The sequence below is a fragment of the Mesobacillus jeotgali genome, from assembly GCF_002874535.1.
GTDB lineage: Bacteria > Bacillota > Bacilli > Bacillales > Cytobacillaceae > Mesobacillus > Mesobacillus jeotgali.
Window position 1 is genome coordinate 156,180 of the sequence record NZ_CP025025.1, and the last position, 16,506, is coordinate 172,685.

18 protein-coding genes are annotated in these 16,506 nt (G+C 42.8%); 9 read left to right on the forward strand and 9 right to left on the reverse strand.

What is annotated here, in order from left to right:
• Nucleotides 1-18 precede the first annotated feature (18 nt).
• On the reverse strand, nt 19-1,137 hold the full coding sequence (gene yfkAB / locus CD004_RS00700) for a radical SAM/CxCxxxxC motif protein YfkAB (RefSeq protein ID WP_102261000.1): 1,119 nt from the start codon (nt 1,135-1,137) through the stop codon (nt 19-21).
• 215 nt (nt 1,138-1,352) lie between these two features.
• Here yfkAB and CD004_RS00705 point away from each other — a divergent pair, with 215 nt between their 5' ends.
• On the forward strand, nt 1,353-2,348 hold the full coding sequence (locus tag CD004_RS00705) for an EAL domain-containing protein (protein ID WP_102261001.1): 996 nt from the start codon (nt 1,353-1,355) through the stop codon (nt 2,346-2,348).
• Nucleotides 2,349-2,556: 208 nt separating this feature from the next.
• On the opposite strand, the gene CD004_RS00710 is transcribed toward CD004_RS00705, so the two are convergent.
• The 3 genes from CD004_RS00710 to CD004_RS00720 all read right to left on the reverse strand — a co-directional run bounded on the left by CD004_RS00710 (nt 2,557) and on the right by CD004_RS00720 (nt 5,454).
• Nucleotides 2,557-3,525 (reverse strand): sensor domain-containing diguanylate cyclase, encoded by a 969-nt coding sequence (locus CD004_RS00710; RefSeq protein WP_102261002.1) that lies wholly within the window; start codon nt 3,523-3,525, stop codon nt 2,557-2,559.
• Between the two features lie 312 nt (nt 3,526-3,837).
• Complete coding sequence (locus CD004_RS00715) at nt 3,838-4,020, reverse strand: hypothetical protein (RefSeq protein ID WP_102261003.1); 183 nt, start codon at nt 4,018-4,020, stop codon at nt 3,838-3,840.
• A 126-nt stretch (nt 4,021-4,146) separates the two neighbouring features.
• Nucleotides 4,147-5,454, reverse strand: a complete 1,308-nt coding sequence (locus CD004_RS00720) for an MFS transporter (protein WP_102261004.1) — start codon at nt 5,452-5,454, stop codon at nt 4,147-4,149.
• A 377-nt stretch (nt 5,455-5,831) separates the two neighbouring features.
• Between CD004_RS00720 and CD004_RS00725 the strand changes: the two genes are divergently transcribed.
• The gene (locus CD004_RS00725; protein WP_158651441.1) at nt 5,832-6,644 is read left to right on the forward strand and encodes an FAD-dependent oxidoreductase; all 813 of its coding nucleotides are present in this window, start codon (nt 5,832-5,834) and stop codon (nt 6,642-6,644) included.
• Nucleotides 6,645-6,904: 260 nt separating this feature from the next.
• On the opposite strand, the gene CD004_RS00730 is transcribed toward CD004_RS00725, so the two are convergent.
• From CD004_RS00730 to CD004_RS00740, 3 genes are all read right to left on the reverse strand, one after another.
• Complete coding sequence (locus tag CD004_RS00730) at nt 6,905-7,909, reverse strand: TIGR03943 family putative permease subunit (protein ID WP_102261006.1); 1,005 nt, start codon at nt 7,907-7,909, stop codon at nt 6,905-6,907.
• A 12-nt stretch (nt 7,910-7,921) separates the two neighbouring features.
• A complete protein-coding gene (locus CD004_RS00735) occupies nt 7,922-8,917 on the reverse strand; it encodes a permease (protein WP_102261007.1) in 996 nt (331 codons plus the stop codon).
• 76 nt (nt 8,918-8,993) lie between these two features.
• Nucleotides 8,994-10,100, reverse strand: coding sequence for a metal ABC transporter solute-binding protein, Zn/Mn family (locus tag CD004_RS00740; protein ID WP_102261008.1), 1,107 nt, complete (start codon nt 10,098-10,100; stop codon nt 8,994-8,996).
• A gap of 308 nt (nt 10,101-10,408) precedes the next feature.
• Between CD004_RS00740 and CD004_RS00745 the strand changes: the two genes are divergently transcribed.
• The 7 genes from CD004_RS00745 to CD004_RS00775 all read left to right on the forward strand — a co-directional run bounded on the left by CD004_RS00745 (nt 10,409) and on the right by CD004_RS00775 (nt 14,784).
• Nucleotides 10,409-11,608: a GTP-binding protein gene (locus tag CD004_RS00745; protein WP_102261009.1), complete on the forward strand. Its 1,200-nt coding sequence runs from the start codon at nt 10,409-10,411 to the stop codon at nt 11,606-11,608.
• A 184-nt stretch (nt 11,609-11,792) separates the two neighbouring features.
• Nucleotides 11,793-12,062, forward strand: coding sequence for a 30S ribosomal protein S14 (rpsN, locus tag CD004_RS00750; RefSeq protein WP_102261010.1), 270 nt, complete (start codon nt 11,793-11,795; stop codon nt 12,060-12,062).
• Between the two features lie 20 nt (nt 12,063-12,082).
• A complete protein-coding gene (locus CD004_RS00755; protein ID WP_102261011.1) occupies nt 12,083-12,334 on the forward strand; it encodes a type B 50S ribosomal protein L31 in 252 nt (83 codons plus the stop codon).
• 25 nt (nt 12,335-12,359) lie between these two features.
• Nucleotides 12,360-12,731 (forward strand): hypothetical protein, encoded by a 372-nt coding sequence (locus tag CD004_RS00760; protein ID WP_102261012.1) that lies wholly within the window; start codon nt 12,360-12,362, stop codon nt 12,729-12,731.
• 56 nt (nt 12,732-12,787) lie between these two features.
• Nucleotides 12,788-13,951, forward strand: coding sequence for an FAD/NAD(P)-binding protein (locus CD004_RS00765; RefSeq protein ID WP_233434911.1), 1,164 nt, complete (start codon nt 12,788-12,790; stop codon nt 13,949-13,951).
• 24 nt (nt 13,952-13,975) lie between these two features.
• A complete protein-coding gene (rpmG, locus tag CD004_RS00770; protein WP_079504591.1) occupies nt 13,976-14,125 on the forward strand; it encodes a 50S ribosomal protein L33 in 150 nt (49 codons plus the stop codon).
• A gap of 167 nt (nt 14,126-14,292) precedes the next feature.
• Nucleotides 14,293-14,784, forward strand: a complete 492-nt coding sequence (locus tag CD004_RS00775; RefSeq protein WP_102261014.1) for a YehS family protein — start codon at nt 14,293-14,295, stop codon at nt 14,782-14,784.
• Between the two features lie 19 nt (nt 14,785-14,803).
• Here CD004_RS00775 and CD004_RS00780 read toward each other — a convergent pair whose 3' ends face one another.
• Together CD004_RS00780 and CD004_RS00785 are read right to left on the reverse strand one after the other, a co-directional pair.
• On the reverse strand, nt 14,804-15,382 hold the full coding sequence (locus CD004_RS00780; protein WP_102261015.1) for a cysteine dioxygenase: 579 nt from the start codon (nt 15,380-15,382) through the stop codon (nt 14,804-14,806).
• A gap of 17 nt (nt 15,383-15,399) precedes the next feature.
• A complete protein-coding gene (locus tag CD004_RS00785; protein WP_102261016.1) occupies nt 15,400-16,320 on the reverse strand; it encodes a DMT family transporter in 921 nt (306 codons plus the stop codon).
• Nucleotides 16,321-16,506: the final 186 nt, after the last annotated feature.

Sequence of the window (16,506 nt, forward strand, 5' to 3'; positions counted from 1 at the left end):
CTTTCTTGTTAACAATGGTTACCTGGAAACATTATGCCGAAGCTTGCTGAAGTCGGTCTTCTGGTAATAGCTGTTTTTAACCAATATATTCGGTCCGAGGCAGGAGACGGCCGGGCAGTGGCAGCTTAGTTCCCTGGCGATCTCGGAATCCTGCCAAGTTTGAAAGGCATCTTCAAGCTTGGTGTCCTGAATATTGCCAAGCGGAGGAGTATCGCCGAAATCGGTGACGATGATGTCTCCGTTGAAAATATTCACATTGAGGCGCGAACGTCCGTCCGGGTCGTTCCTAACGGTCACATTTTTGCTGTCATAAAGACGTTTTAGCAGGTTCAAATCTTCCTCCATATTGCTGCATGCATAGAAAGGCAGCGTACCGAACAACATCCACACGTTTTTATCCCGGATGTCAAGCAGATGGTGGATCGCTCCGCGGATTTCTCCAAGTGTCAGTGTTTCAAGGCTGCTTGCGAAATCGCTAGGGTACATTGGGTGCACCTCATGCCTTTGGCAGTGCATTTCATCGACGATTTGCTGGTGTATTTTTTCGAGATACGGCAAGGTGCGCTTGTTCAGCATCGTTTCGGCTGATACCATGACGCCGGCTTTCACGAGCTCTCTGCTGTTTTCTATCATTCTTGTAAAATATTTTTCGCGCTGCTGGTAGTCTGGCTTCTTTTCCATCATTGCGAAACCGCCCTCTACGAAATCATCGACAGTGCCCCAATTATGTGAGATATGCAGCACATCCAAATACGGTATGATCATCTCGTACCGAGAAAGGTCCATCGTCAAATTGGAGTTGATCTGCGTCCGGACGCCCCGTTCTGATGCATACTTTAAGATTGGCACGACATAATTTTTCACCGAAGAAAGGGAAAGCATCGGTTCGCCTCCAGTTATACTCAATGAACGCAGCTTTGGTATTTCGTCCAGTCGCTTCAGAATAAGCTCCAATGGAAGTGCAGCAGGATCTTTAGTTTGCAGTGTATAGCCGACTGCGCAATGCTCGCACCGCATATTGCAGAGGGTCGTTGTCGTGAATTCGATATTGGTGAGTTGAGGCCTGCCGTATTGTTCGACATCAAGGTAAGCTTCCCAGGGGTCGTGTTGAGGGGTGATTGGTTTTATGTATGACATGATTTGCTCCTTAAAGAATGATTTTGAAAAACCATTTCATTATACCGGAGCTTTCATGCTTCGACTATTCCATGCCCCCTATTTTTAACTAAGCTATTTGGAAAATCCATAGCAGTAAGGCAGAAGAATCAGAGATAATTAGATGCATCATTTTACCTATATATAACAACAGTGATATAGTAATAAATAACTAACTTGAGAGGAAGCTGGATACAATGGGGTGTAATGCGTGTGTGGTCGGCAATTTGCATTTTGAAATTATAGTAGAAGGGCACCAGAATTTTCTTGTTTTTCCTGAAGTGGTCCGCCATTTGGGACGTAACGGAGAATTGGTCCGTTCAGAGGGGGATACTATAGTTGTAAGTGAAGCGGGAATGAAGGATTTCCTTGATTTTTGCCATGATCATATGGATTCTGAGAATGTCTTTTTCCGGCTTGATGATGGGGAATGGCGGCCGCTGACAGAAGCAGGGTTAATCCTCGATAGCCAATGGATTGACGAGGTCATTCTTAATGAGCTTGTTACCTGCCATGCTCAGCCGATCCTTAATGGTGAAGGCGAAATTTATGCATATGAGATGCTGGCCCGGTTTTACCGAGAGGATGGGTCAATGATTTATCCTGGAGAAATCTTTGGGGCGGCCAGGAAAAGAGATCGATTGTATGCGCTTGACCGGATTTGCAGGATGGCAGCGGTAAGGGCAGCTTCTTTTACCGATAAAAAGGTTTTTATCAATTTCATCCCGACTTCGATTTATTCACCTGAGTTCTGTCTGAAATCGACCACCATGCTGGCAGATCGGTTGGGAGTCAACCCGGATCGGCTTGTATTTGAAGTGGTGGAAACGGAAAATGTGGAAGACACGGATCATCTGAAAAGGATCCTGGCTTTTTACAAAGAAAAAGGTTTCCGTTATGCGTTGGACGATGTGGGCGAAGGATATAGTACACTGGAGCTGCTGTCAGATCTGCAGCCACATTATATGAAATTGGATATGAAGTATGTCCAGGGAGTTGCAACGGATACACAAAAGCAACAGACAGCTTCCGCTTTTTTGATCGAAGCGAAGAGACTTGGTTCTGTACCGCTTGCGGAGGGAATTGAGTTGGAAAAAGACTTTAAGTGGCTTAAGGAAAAAGGATATCAGCTATTCCAGGGATACTTTTTTGGGAAGCCTGCTCCAATTGAAGCTTTGGAAAGACAAAACTAGGAATTTGCCTCACGCAATTCCTAGTTTTTCTTTTCAGAAGGCTCTTTTCTCAAACTTCGTTGCTGTTGACTACAAAATAGGAGTGAATGCTCTTTTTTCTTCTTAAAATAGTCTCTTGTTATGAGAAAAGAGCTTGCAAGCTTAATACCGAACGACAAAATGGCTTTTTATTACGTTAAAATCGGCTTTAGGATTTTAACAACAACTTTTACGAAAACAGCTTTTCGGTATAATGACGGTAACCATTTCCACCACTGCGTTTCATTTGATACATGGCGATGTCAGCGTATTCGAGAAGTTCTTTTCTATTCTGTGCCTGGCTGGGGTATGCAGCGATGCCTCCGCTGGCGGTCAGCGGAGCTGCATATTTACCGACAACCAAGGGCTCTTGGAAACCTTCGATTATCTGATTCGCACTCTCACTGCATTCACTATCAGGGAAAATAACCAGGAACTCATCCCCGCCAAGCCTCCCGACTATTGCCTTTCCTTCAGACAGCTCCACAAGTCTATTTCCGACTTTGACTAAAAACTGATCGCCAACAGCATGGCCGAAAGTGTCGTTAATTCGTTTGAAACCATCGAAATCAAGGATCATGACGCAAAAACTTATTTGTTTTTTAATCATATAATCGATCAGCATCGTTAAAATCCTTCTGTTTGGCAGGCTTGTCAGATCATCATGAAAGGCAAGAAACTTGATGTGATCTTCCTGTCGCTTTTTCTTTGTGATATCTTCAATAATCAAGTGGATGTAAATATCACTTTGGTTATGTAGTTTTACGATTGATACGTTCACATCAATATAATTTCCTTGGTTGGTGAGCATCTTTGCCTCTGTTTTCTGCATGGGGTCTGGATGGGGGCTAAAGAGCCAATCCTCCAGTAGGCTAACATTTTTAAATGGAAATAGGGTATAGATGGACTTCCCCTGTAAATCTTCCTTTGTGTAGCGCGTGGTATAAAGGGCTTGTTGATTTACTGCTACGATTTGTCCCTTACTGTCTATGGAAATCATGGCATCAGGATGATGATCATAAAGCTGTTGATAAGTAGAAAGTGAATCCTTTAACTTGTTTCGATACCAAAGAAGCCCAAGTGCAGTAGTGACGATTGGCAGAGCTTTTTTTTGAAGGAATGATTTCCAGCGGGAACTTAACAATAACCTTTCAGCCAAAGTAATCCCTCCTGCTGTGCTTTCGATTTAGGTTCAAATACCTATCCACACCCTTTTCGTGGGTCTATAAACCTACTTTATTAAGTATATTTGTAACTGGATTTTAAGTCCTTAACGCGGATCTTAGGGCATGGCAGTTTTTTTACTAGCTTCCTTCTCTTTTCTAGCTGTTTTGTGTTCCGGATCTGATGCTGGATGAATCAAGGGTGAGAAAACGATAAGGTTTTTGAAAAACACCTAAAAAAAGAAACCGTGGCATAAACCCGGCTTCCTTGCGTGATTATATATTTTCTCATGAATAGGGACGATGGTTTATCCGTTTTTCGCAGGATCGAGGGAACTTCTTGCTTCCCATGCCTCTTTTATTTCTTTTATCGCTTCTGTCAGGAGAGCGATATCCTTCAGAATTTGCGCTTTGATAATTGTATCAGCACTTGATTGATATTCATCTTTCAGTTGACTTAGTTCCCTTTGGAATAGAAAAAGTGTGAGCAACTTAATCTCCCCTTTTGGTAAAACAATCATTCTCTCTATATATAGTTCTAAATACCCATGGTCATTTGGGAATAAACATAAAATTGGAAAAAACCTCACCCAACTAAAAGGGCGAGGTTTTTGAATTTAGGCTGTTGTCTTTTGCGCTTCAAGTACCGCTACAGACTCTTTTCTCTGATAGTAATACCAGTTTAAGATGATCGACAATACATAGAAGCCGATGAAGATAAAGAATGCAGGTGCATAGCCTCTGGAAATATTGATAGACCAGCCGAACAGCTTTGGAATCAAGAATGATCCGTATGCTGCGAATGCTGCGGTAAAGCCGAGCACTGGTGCTGCTTCTTTAGGAACGAAGATTCCAGGAATCATTTGGAATGTTGAACCAGAACCGATTCCAGCAGCGATGAACAGGATCAGGAATGAAATCAGGAAGCCGCTGAATTGCTTGTTGCCAAGGAAAAAGATGACGCTTCCTGCTCCGGCCATCATTGCCACCAAGACAATTGAAGTAAGTTTTGCTCCACCCATTTTATCAGCAAGCCATCCGCCTACAGGGCGTGAAGCTGCAGCAAGGAAAGCGCCAAGGAAAGCCAATGAGATATGTTCAGGGAATTGTGATTTCAACAGAAGCGGGAATGCCGCTGAGTATCCAATGAATGATCCGAATGTTGCTACGTAAAGCCATGTCATGATCCAAGTGTGCTTTCTTTTTACAATGACGAATTGATCTGAAAAAGATTGCTTTGTTCCAGGCAGGTTATCCATGCCGAACCATGCTGCGATTGTTACAATTGCAATCGGGATGAGCCAGATGAATGCTGCGTTTTGAAGAAAAACTTCCTGGCCGTTTGATAATTGCTGTCCATCACCAGAGATAAAAGCGAAAGTACCAGTCGTAATGATTAATGGTGTAACGAATTGAACGACTGATACACCCATGTTGCCTAAACCGCCATTAATACCAAGCGCTGTTCCGCGTGCTTTTTTCGGGAAAAAGAAGCTGATGTTGGATGAAGAACTTGAAAAGTTTCCGCCGCCCAGGCCGCAAAGTGCAGCAAGTAAAAGCATAACTGAGAACGGTGTATCTGGATTCTGTACTGCGAATCCAATTCCGACAGCCGGAATCGCAAGAACTGCGGTTGTCAGAACTGTCCAGTTACGTCCGCCCATCATTCCTACACCAAAAGTATATACAAATCGTAAAGTTGCACCAACAAGACCAGGCATTGCCGCCAAAGTGAAAAGCTGCTGATCAGTAAAACTAAAGCCAATGTCATTCAAGCGAATTGCGACTACAGACCAGATTTGCCAGACAATGAATGCGAGCATTAAAGAAGGGACCGAAATCCATAAGTTACGTTGAGCATGCTTTTTTCCTTCAGATTGCCAGAAACGGTCGTCTTCAGGATTCCATGTATTTATACGAGCCATTTTAATTCCTCCATATTTGATATGAGTGCTTACAAGATTAATAAACCATTTATATCACAGCCAAGGTGTGACGTACCTCACAATTGAAAGCATCAACACAATTCTGTCAAAAAGTTTTGAACAAACTTTGACAACAAAGTCTTTAAGTGATAAAAGAAATGCTTATAGGGGTATTGAACCTTGGTATATAAAGGTTTTATTAGAATTTAATGGTTGGTAATCAGGGAAATACCCTATATTCCATCTGGAAGAATGGAACAAAAAAGTGAGCCCCCAAAAAAGGCTCACTCCATTAACGCTATAAGTATTCATATCCTTTTTGAAAATGTGTTCTCAGCCCATCGGCCAGCGAAAAGAATCCCAGGATGACAATGGTGATGACGGCGCAGGCGACGAATGGAATCCAGGGATACACAAAAATATCCTGGAGGATGTCGGAAAATAATAGTGGCCAGGCATTGGAGGTGTTTTGTACTTCAACAACATTGCTGACTTGTTTCGGCGGGCAGCTAAACCTTGTCACAGACCCAATATATAAAGAGAAAATGGCAAGGTACGTTAGATACCTCATCGATGAAATGGCTCGGCTGAATATTGATATCCGCCTGAATTCAGAAGCGTCTGTCGGGCTGATCAAATTAATGAACCCGGATGTGGTTTTGCTGGCTACAGGCGGAACCCCGCGTGTCCCAGGTTTTGAGGGTCTTGAGCTTCTGCATGTAAGCAATTATCGCGATGTCAAAGTTGAAAACAGTATTTTTACCGGCAAAAAAATCGCAGTCATAGGAAGCGGGATGGTTTGCCACAGCACTTCGCGCAGACTTTCCGAGCAAGGAAATGAAGTAACACTCATTGAAGTCCTCACAGAATCAGCCAGAAAAATAAGCCCGCAGACCAGAGTGAAACTGATGGAAAAGCTGAAAACCGAGGATATCCAGGTCATTACCGGGCACGAGGTTAGCAAAATTGTACTCGATGGAGCCATTTTAAAAGAGCAGAAAACTAGCGAAACCGTAATGGTAGAGGTTGACCAGGTTGTCATAGCCATGGGAGTGCAGGCTTACAACCCATTGGAAGAGCCACTAAGAGAAGTGATGGATCACATCATCGTCATAGGAGACGCAGCAGGCAATACATCTTTAGCAGATGCCACCAGAGGCGGGTTCGAAACAGCATACCATCTGGCCTAAGCATGAGAGACCGCGGGAGTATAGGGACATAAAAAACCTGGCGGCAGTACTCAGCTTTATTGGCGAAAATTAAATTATATCGACCACTTTCAAGATATATCAGCGGATTTTGGTTTTTATCGACCACTTTTCAAGATATATCAGCGGATTACGGTTTTTATCGATCACTTTTCCCAATATATCGACCACTTCCACTGAAGTCTTCTTTTTATACATCAAACGAGCCTTGATTCTCATTCTAGAATCAAGGCTCGTTAAATTTAATTTCTCTGGATGCTGACAGGATATAGATATGGAACTTTCGGTTCTTCAGTTATCTCCCAATTAGAGACTTTAACAAGAGGTATAGGAGTGTCCATATAGAAACCAGTCTCAATGACGCCTTCTATTTTGATCCATGAGTCCTTCTCGATAGTCGCTGCGTCTGGGAACTCAGATAAAAATCCGATGATGCTGGCATCTGCGACACAGTGGGTGACCAGGAATCGTGATACGACCAGCTGGTTTTCTGCAAAGCCTTCCTCTTTATAAACGAAACCATAAAGGCTTACCTTCCGCCCCTGGAACTTATCGATGTTGGAGCTGATTGATTCATAATAGGATGAATAGATACTGTCATTAAAAATGATGGTGGATCCTGTCTCCAGCTCTTTCATCATTTGATCGTATTCTTCATCTGTCATTAGATTTTCATAACCTGTTGCAGTCTCAGTGCCTTCGGGTATGTCAGAGCCTTGTCCAGCCTGATAATCTCCCTCCTCTGGTGACTGGGCGTCATCGGCAGTTCCCTGGCTATCTGCCTGTTCTTTCGGTTCACTCGAAGTCTCGCTGCTCTGCCCGCTTTTGCTAGAACCAGCGATTGACAGCATTGCGCCCTTTTTATCGGCGATTGCGGAGTCGAGAACCTTTGCAGGGAGCATAAAGCCTGATAGCAGAGGCAGGACGATGATCAAGTAGGACACCAGTTTTTTTGCTGAAAAAGGTGTTGTCCCATGGTCATGAAAATGGTCATGGTGATCATCATGAGAGCAACATTCACCCACATGATTGCAGGAGTCGTGGTCATGTTCCTTTTTTATTGTCCAGACTCGTGTAATCTGGATAAAAAACAGGAGCAAAAATAGGAACGCCGCTGCCTGACTTAATAGCAAATACTTTGGATTAATGAATAAATAAATCTTACCTGTAAAATGCAGCATATAAATCAAGACGGAAAATCCGAGCAGGATCAGGGACCTTGCCGCCTGCTGTGCATGGAATTGCATGGACAAGACCTCCTATAGCATGCCGCCAAACAGCATGAGAATAGTGAATACAGTACCAGCGACGAGCGCAAGAACGGTCATGACAAATTTAAATCGGAACACGCTCATCATGATCAGCGTATTTTTCAAGTCAATCATCGGCCCGAAAATCAGGAAGCCAAGGATCGACGTTGAAGGAAAGATGCTGCTGAATGAAGCACCAATGAAGGCATCTGCCTCAGAGCAAAGGGACAGGAAGAACGCTAGTCCCATCATGACAGCCAGTGAGGAAGCGGCACCACTGCCAATTTCCAATAAGGTTTTCGCCGGCATATAGGTTTGGACCATAGCCGCCAGGAATGCCCCGATGATCAGATACTTGGCCATGTCGAAAAACTCATCAATTGAATGCTGGAGCATCGCCCAGAATTTTTCGAGGAAGGACTTCTTTCCAGAATGGCTATGGACGTGCAATGAGGTGCTTTTTTTGAACTGCGTTCCTTTGAAAAACATTCCAACCATGAAGGCGACAATGATCGCGATGGCAAATCCCAATCCCATCCTGAGAGCAGCAATTTTAAAATCGTTGCCAAAAGCCATATATGTAGAAGCAATGACAATCGGATTGATAAGGGGACCTGTCAACATAAAACCAATAGCAGCGGCTATAGGGACTCCTTTGCCCACTAGCCTGCGGATGATTGGCACAATTCCGCATTCGCAGGCTGGAAAAAGGGCGCCAACGCTGCAGCTCATTACAATCGCCAAATATTTGTTCTTAGGAATCCACCTGCTTATATGCTCCTCGGTGACAAAAATCTGAATCATCCCCGCAATCAGCACCCCAATCAGAACAAACGGGAAGGCTTCTATTAAAATACTGAGAAATATCGTATTCAGATTCAGAATGGAAGATGGAATTTCCAACTTACTCTGAAACCCCATCCCCAGGCTTAGCAGCATAAGAAACGCCAGAATGACAGCAAAACCTGTAATGTCCAATAAATTAGACCGGATTAATCGAATCATTTTCTCCTCCTAGTTACTTTTACTAGATTGTACTATTTAATTTAAGAAAATATACACAATCTAGTAAAAAAGACTATCAATTTAACACTTTTTCTAGCACTTGAAGATTTATTCGCATCAGGCTGAAATAGTCCTCTTGATTCTTTATATCTTCAGCCGAAATGGACTCGAGGTTATACAAGGTGACTGTCTCAGCACCGATTTCTCTTTGAATCATTTCTGCCACGCGTGACGAAACATTCTGTTCAAACGCAATGTATTTCAAATCATGTTCTTTTGCTTCTTCAATCAACTTTGTCAATTCACGTTGTGAAGGCTCCTGGGTAGGAGAAAGTCCATTGACAGCGATCTGGATGATTCCATATCTATTTGACCAGTATCCATATGCTTCATGGGCGACAAGCAGATGTTTGTTCTCAGCCTGTTCAATCACATTCTTGAATTCATTGTCCAATTCCTTCAGGTCTTTCTCAAGTTGCGCGAAATTCTGTTCAAATTCCTGTTCACGATCAGGCATCAGCTCAATCAAGGAATCTTTAATATTTGATGCTAGTTTGATAGACAAGATTGGATCAAGCCATACATGTGGATCTAAGTTTTTATCATGATGCTCCTCGTCTGAGTGAGTGTTTTCTTCGTCGTGGTGTTCTTCATCAGAGTGAGCGGCTTCCTCGTCATGGTGCTCTTCATCAGAGTGGGCGGCATCTTCGTCATGGTGCTCTTCATCAGAGTGAGCGGATTCTTCGTCATGGTGTTCTTCATCGGAATGGGCACCTTCTTCTTCATGAGAATGATCATGGGAAGACTCAATCATTTCCACGTTTTCCGCTGCTTTAACAATCATGACCTTTTCATTTTTTAAGGCTTGCTCTGCTTTTTCCGTAAATCCTTCGATTCCGGCACCGGAATAAATGAATAAATCAGCTTCAGCAAGCTTCATCATATCCTTCGTGCTTGGTTCGAAGCTATGGGCGTCTACATTCGGTGGATAGATACTTTCCACATCCACATATTCCCCGCCGATTTTTTTCGCAAAATCCTGAAGAGGGTAGATGGTTGTATAGATAGTCAGCTTAGTAGATTCTGAATTATTATTGTTGGCTGATTCCTTGCTGGAAGAACAGCCGGCTAGTGTCAAACCCATTAATAGCAGTAAACTAAGTGATAGTTTAGTAATTTTCATAGTGATCTCCTTAAACGATATTTTATTAATCGAAATGATTCCGATTTAAAGTGTAAAATAGAAATTTGTTTTTGTAAATGATTTTAGGAATCATTCCGATTTAATTTTTCATGAATAGAGTCTACTACGATCCTAAAAAGATGATAATCAGTTATGTATTTACATTTCTAAATAATTGACAAGCAGGAGGGAAGCGATTATTATCTAATTCAAATCGTAATGATTACGATTAAGGTTGTCTAATTGTATAGTATGCCGAACCGAAGGCATATATGTAAAAGAATTAAAATAAATAAAGAGGTGTAGAAATGAACAGGAAAATCCCTGTAACAGTATTGAGCGGCTACCTGGGTTCAGGAAAGACCACGTTATTGAATCATATATTGAACAATCGTGAAAATAAAAAAATTGCGGTGATTGTAAATGATATGAGTGAAGTAAATATCGACGCCGCTCTGATTAAGAATGGAGGCTTTTCAAAAACTGAGGAGAAGCTGGTCGAGCTTCAGAACGGCTGCATTTGCTGTACATTAAGAGAGGATTTAATAATTGAAGTGGAGCGTCTGGCGAAAGCTGGAGACGTTGACTATATCGTTATTGAATCGTCAGGGATTTCAGAACCGATTCCGGTTGCCCAGACATTTACATATGTGGACGAGGAGTTGGATATTAATTTGACGGAATGGTGTAAGCTCGACACTATGGTAACAGTTGTTGATGCAAACAGGTTTTGGCATGATTTCTCTTCCGGGGAGAGCCTCCTGGACAGAAAGGAAGGTACGGATGAGAATGATACACGAGAGGTCGTCGACTTACTGATTGATCAGATCGAGTTTGCCAATGTCATTCTTTTAAACAAAAAAGATCTGATTGATGCTGAAGTCTACCTTGAGTTGAAGGCAGTAATGCAAAAGCTGAATCCGGCGGCAAGGATCATCGAATCGAGTCACTCCAGGGTAAGGATGGAGGATGTTCTAAATACTGGATTGTTCGATTTCGAAGAGGCCAGCCAGGGAGCGGGATGGATAAAGGAACTAAATGAAGAACATATCCCCGAGACGGAGGAATTTGGAATATCTTCATTTGTTTACAGAAGAAAGCGTCCATTCCATCCTGCGAGATGGATGAAGTGGCTTGAGGAGTGGCCTGAGGATATCGTAAGGGCAAAAGGCTTCTTCTGGCTTGCAACTCGCAATAATATCGCGGGGTTAATATCACAAGCGGGACCTTCCATCATGCTGGAAGCTGCTGGAGAGTGGATCGACGCCTACCCGGAGGATGAGAAAAAACAAATCCTTAAGGATGAGCCTGAATTATTGGCAAAATGGGATATTGAATTTGGGGATCGGATGACGGAGCTCGTTTTTATTGGCGTAAAGATGGATGTGCAAAAAATTATTGGCAAATTGGATTTGTGCCTGCTAACTGAAGAAGAAATGATGATGGATTGGCACCATTTCCCTGATGATCTTCCGCCTTTTTCCATGCCGGTAGAGAGTGGCAGTTAAGGTGCTGTTCGGCAGTATACTGATGATATCAGAACGTAAGTTTCATAAAGAGGGATAATTAATCCTAATTAGAAACGAAGCCGTTCTTGGAGTTGCGCTCACTGAATATATGTGATTAAATATCTTTATGTTATTTTATAAATCGTAATGATTACGATTATCTTTTAAAAAGGGAGTGAGTTTATTGGCTAAAAAATCAAAGGTTGTAAAAGAAAAAAAACGCCAGGAGCTGGTGTTGAAATATGCTGACCTGCGCAGGGAACTGAAAGAAAAGGGCGATTACGAAGCGCTGCGGAAGCTTCCGCGTGATTCTGCATCGACTCGCTTGAAAAATCGCTGTGAAGTGACAGGACGACCGCGTGGATATCTCCGTAAATTTAAAATGTCGCGTATTGCTTTCCGCGAATACGCGCATAAAGGCCAGATTCCGGGCGTGAAAAAATCCAGCTGGTAAAAAGATTGGAGGAATTTACGATGAAGAAAAACATTCATCCGGACTATCATAAAGTAGTATTCATGGATACAAACAGCGGCTTCAAGTTTTTAACAGGATCGACAAAGACTTCGAACCAGACAACCGAATGGGAGGATGGCAACACTTACCCGCTTATTAAGGTGGAAGTAAGCTCGGATACCCATCCATTTTATACGGGCGTCCAAAAGTTCTCTGACCGCGGAGGCCGAACTGAAAGATTTATGAAGAGATATAATTTAAAGGACAAATAGAATGTAAGTCGGGTGAGGTTGACGTATGAATTCGCATTTAATGGAGATTCTCTCAAGAGAAATTATAAAATCACTTCCAATTGAACAGAGAGAGGTCTATGAGTATGTTGTTCGGCTGGAAGACGATCTGGCTCAACAAGCTGAAACATCCGACGAATTTATGTCACTCCTTGTAAAGCATTCACCTCACAGACAGGCAGCAAGGCATTTCAATTTAACATTCGGACAGCTGATAGGAGTAATGAGAGAAGCGGAAAACTTTATCAATCAGCAGTTGGAGAGAAAACTGAAAAATGTAACATGGTTAGATCTCACAGAACAAGTCAATTCAAGAAAAAAGGTCGTTAATGACAAAATAAAATATTTTTATTTCTCAGTTAATGAAGTTCATTCGTGATTTTTTTGTTTTTCAAATCGTAATGATTTCGATTTATGTGGTAGGAGGATATCATTGTGTACGAATGGATTATTATAGGTGGAGGCATACAAGGATGTACGATTGCCACCTTTTTGTTAAGAAACAAAAAGGTTTTACCAGGTCGCCTCTGTATTATTGACCCGCATGAAAAACCTTTATCCAATTGGACGAGAAATACTGGGTTAATTGATATGAAGTTTCTTCGTTCTCCATTCGTGCATCACCTTGATGCCGATCCGTTCAGTTTAATCAGTTTTACAAAGAAAAAGAACCTTAAGGATAACGAGTTTTACGGTCAATACAAGCGTCCGTCCCTGAAGATATTTAACGAACACAGTCATCATCTCTTTCAAGAGACAGCTTTGGAACAATCATGGCACCAGGGCTATGTCAATGACATCGAGAAAGAGAAGGACCACTGGCATGTCCATACATTAGACGGTAAAAGCTTGGCTGGCAGGAATATCGTGTTGGCAGTAAGCGTAAACGACCGGTTGTTTATTCCAGAATGGGGAGACTCACTTCATGAAGAATCAAACCAGGTGTTTCATATCTTCGATAAAACTGCCTGTATCCAGGAACTGAGGCCTCCAATTGCTGTAGTAGGAGGAGGAATCACTTCTGCGCATCTGGTAATCAAGTTAGCTGCCATGTATCCGGGAGGGGTCACTTTAATCAAAAGGCATCCCTTCAGAGTATTTGATTTTGATAGCGACCCGGGATGGCTGGGACCAAAGAAACAAACTGCCTATCGTGAAATCAGCGATTATGAAAAACGCAGGGATGTCATTATCGGTGCCAGGAACAGGGGGTCGCTGACTGCGGAACTTTTCCAGAAGCTAAAGAAACTTGAAAATGAACAAAAGATTAAGGTAGTGGATGGTGAAGTAAAATCAGCAAGTAAAAGGGACGGGGGAGAAATTACCCTTAAACTTGAGAAGCAAGAGGTTAACGTAAAATCCATCGTCTTCGCGACAGGGTTCAAGGCCGGGCGCCCTGGCGGTGGATGGCTGGACAAGGCGATAGAAAAGTTGGATCTCCCATGTGCTCAATGTGGTTATCCAATTGTCAGTCCGACGCTCGAATGGTGCCCCCATTTATACGTAACGGGATCTCTTGCCGAACTGGAGATTGGCCCTATTGCCCGGAATATCTCCGGTGCACGCCAGGCAGCCGAAAGAATCGTTCACAATATATAAAGTGAAATATAGGAGGAAAGAAAGATGAGAGTGAAGATTACGCTTGCATGTACGGAAACAGGAGATAGAAACTACATTACTACCAAAAATAAAAGAAATAATCCTGATCGGATTGAATTAAAAAAGTATTGCCCGCGCTTAAAGAGGTACACGCTGCATAGAGAGACGAAATAAGGTGAATTACTAGTATCCAATTTACTTTTTGCGCAAAGATCTACAATCGGTGGAAAATGGCTAGGTAAGGGGGAGGAGCTAAAGCTCTCACCCTTATTTTAATGAGAGCTTCGCATATGCTACAATAGAGTCTGCATAAATTTGTTTCGGCTATAGGAGGCTCTTTCATGCTTAACAATGATATAATGATCCGTTTGCGGTACGCGCTGGATATCAAGGATACTGATATGGTAGAGATATTCAAGCTTGGCGGGGTGAACGTGACGAAGGACGATGTCCGCATGATGCTGCAGAAAATTGATGAAGATGAGTATGGGGATGAAGATGTACCTGAGGACTACATAAGAATCAATAACGCGATGATGGAGCAGTTCTTGAATGGCATGGTTACTTTTAAAAGAGGGAAGCGTCCGGGGGAGACTGGTGCTCCGCCACTAACCGGGGAGACAGTGAATAACCAGCTTTTGAAAAAGGCGAAAATCGCCCTGTCGCTCACGAGCGAGGATATGCTTGAGATTTTCGATCTTGCTGGAGTCCGAGTTTCCAAGGGTGAGCTCGGTGCAATTTTGAGAAAAGAAGGGCATAAGAACTACCGTGAATGCGGTGATAAATTCGCGCGGAATTTCCTGAAGGGTTTGGCTTTGAAATTCCGCGGATAGTAATCTTAAGAGACGGTTCTCATGAAGCATGAGAACCGTCTTCTTGTTTTCTAAGCTGGATTTCTTTAATTTTCTGGCGCTGTTCATCTGGCCACCATGCCCCGCAGTCATCCGAGACCACACAGGCGGCACATTTTTCAAGGTCGAAGACTTTCATCCCGCTGATAGGCGGGGAATAGAGGTGGAGAGTGACGAGTCCACTTGTGCCGTCTGCTTGCATCTTATGGACTCCTTTCTTCGGAGCATAGAAGGACTTTCCTTGATGGTGATACTCCTTGAACAGTTCCTTTGGCAGGCTGTTGTCATTGACTTCGTAGACGGAGTTGATGGATGTCCCGTTAAGGACATGAATCCAGCCATGGGAATCACCGTGATCATGCGGAGCGCATTCTATATCTGACCAGTTCATCACAAGCAGCTCGACATCGTCACTTTTGTACAGGAGTTTTCTGTAATAAGGCTTTCCGCAAGATGATTGGAGAAACGGCTCCAATTCATCTACAGACATATTGAGCTCCGCCAGTGCTTCCTTCAACTCGTGTTTGGAAGGATTTTTTAATGAATCCAACACATTTTTTGCCTGAGGATTCAGCGTCATGGGCACTCCCACCTTCTTCATTTTTTAAAAATAGAACTCGCCACAAGACGAGCAAGACCGCCATTGACTATGACCACTCCTATAATAATTATGATTCCACCAATTGCACTTATGAGGATGAATTTTTCATGTAAAAGAAAGATGGCGGCAATCAGGGTGACCAAAGGCTCGAGGTAGATGAACATGGATACCCTTGATGCATCCAGTACTTCCAATGCCTTTCCCCAATACCAATACCCAATTCCAGAAACGAATATCGCAAGGAATAAAAGATGGGCCCACTCCGTCTGGGTCAGCAAGGGCAGGGATTCCCAGCCTCTGTTGCGGATGATAAAAGGGAGAGTGAGCATAAAGCCGATTAGGCTCATGTAAAATGTCACTACGAGAGCAGGATAAGGGATTTGAAGCCTTTTTAAAAGGATGGAATATACTGCCCAGTTCAACGTGCTCAGGAGCATAAGGATGAAGCCAATGTTCATGGCGAACTCGAAAGAATGGCCGCTTCGGGTTGTGGTGACAATAAAGACGCCTGCTATGGCGACCACCATTCCAAGTGCTTTTTTGAAGTCCATTTTTTCATGCAAAAATAGTACCGACAGAAGAACGGTGAAAATCGGAGAAAACGAAATCAGCCATCCGGCAGATGACGCATTGATCGTTAACAGAGCAGTTGCCTGCAAGACTTGGTGAACAAACACACCCAGTATTCCGAGGACAACCAAATGAGGAATGTATCCAATCGAAATCCGCAAACGATACCGATTCAGCAGTAAAATCACTAATAAAAACAAAGCTCCGAAACCAAAGCGGAAGATCAATAATGAAAAGGGATCGAGCTTTTCGAGTACAGCTTTTGCAGAAACAAAGGAAACTCCCCAAAAGCTGATCGACAAAAGTGCATAGATAGAAGCTGTAAGCTTGGAGCGAAACGAAATCATGGCACGGAATCCTTTCTGGCGGACAAGTTTTCTACTAATTTATGCTTGTCTAGGGGGAAGAAGAATCAAGAAAAAATACCCAATAATATTTACAAAATAATGTAAACTTGAGATAATGAAACAAATGACTGAGGAGGGAAAGTAAGTTTATGGAACCAACATCTAATTGCTAATTATTAATTTTAT

Coding starts and splice junctions, on each gene's coding strand:
- yfkAB (WP_102261000.1), bottom strand. CDS start 1,137: ATGTCATACATAAAACCAATCACCCCTCAACACGACCCCTGGGAAGCT.
- CD004_RS00705 (WP_102261001.1), top strand. CDS start 1,353: ATGGGGTGTAATGCGTGTGTGGTCGGCAATTTGCATTTTGAAATTATA.
- CD004_RS00720 (WP_102261004.1), bottom strand. CDS start 5,454: ATGGCTCGTATAAATACATGGAATCCTGAAGACGACCGTTTCTGGCAA.
- CD004_RS00725 (WP_158651441.1), top strand. CDS start 5,832: ATGACGGCGCAGGCGACGAATGGAATCCAGGGATACACAAAAATATCC.
- CD004_RS00730 (WP_102261006.1), bottom strand. CDS start 7,909: ATGCAATTCCATGCACAGCAGGCGGCAAGGTCCCTGATCCTGCTCGGA.
- CD004_RS00735 (WP_102261007.1), bottom strand. CDS start 8,917: ATGATTCGATTAATCCGGTCTAATTTATTGGACATTACAGGTTTTGCT.
- CD004_RS00740 (WP_102261008.1), bottom strand. CDS start 10,100: ATGAAAATTACTAAACTATCACTTAGTTTACTGCTATTAATGGGTTTG.
- CD004_RS00745 (WP_102261009.1), top strand. CDS start 10,409: ATGAACAGGAAAATCCCTGTAACAGTATTGAGCGGCTACCTGGGTTCA.
- CD004_RS00755 (WP_102261011.1), top strand. CDS start 12,083: ATGAAGAAAAACATTCATCCGGACTATCATAAAGTAGTATTCATGGAT.
- CD004_RS00760 (WP_102261012.1), top strand. CDS start 12,360: ATGAATTCGCATTTAATGGAGATTCTCTCAAGAGAAATTATAAAATCA.
- rpmG (WP_079504591.1), top strand. CDS start 13,976: ATGAGAGTGAAGATTACGCTTGCATGTACGGAAACAGGAGATAGAAAC.
- CD004_RS00775 (WP_102261014.1), top strand. CDS start 14,293: ATGCTTAACAATGATATAATGATCCGTTTGCGGTACGCGCTGGATATC.
- CD004_RS00780 (WP_102261015.1), bottom strand. CDS start 15,382: ATGACGCTGAATCCTCAGGCAAAAAATGTGTTGGATTCATTAAAAAAT.
- CD004_RS00785 (WP_102261016.1), bottom strand. CDS start 16,320: ATGATTTCGTTTCGCTCCAAGCTTACAGCTTCTATCTATGCACTTTTG.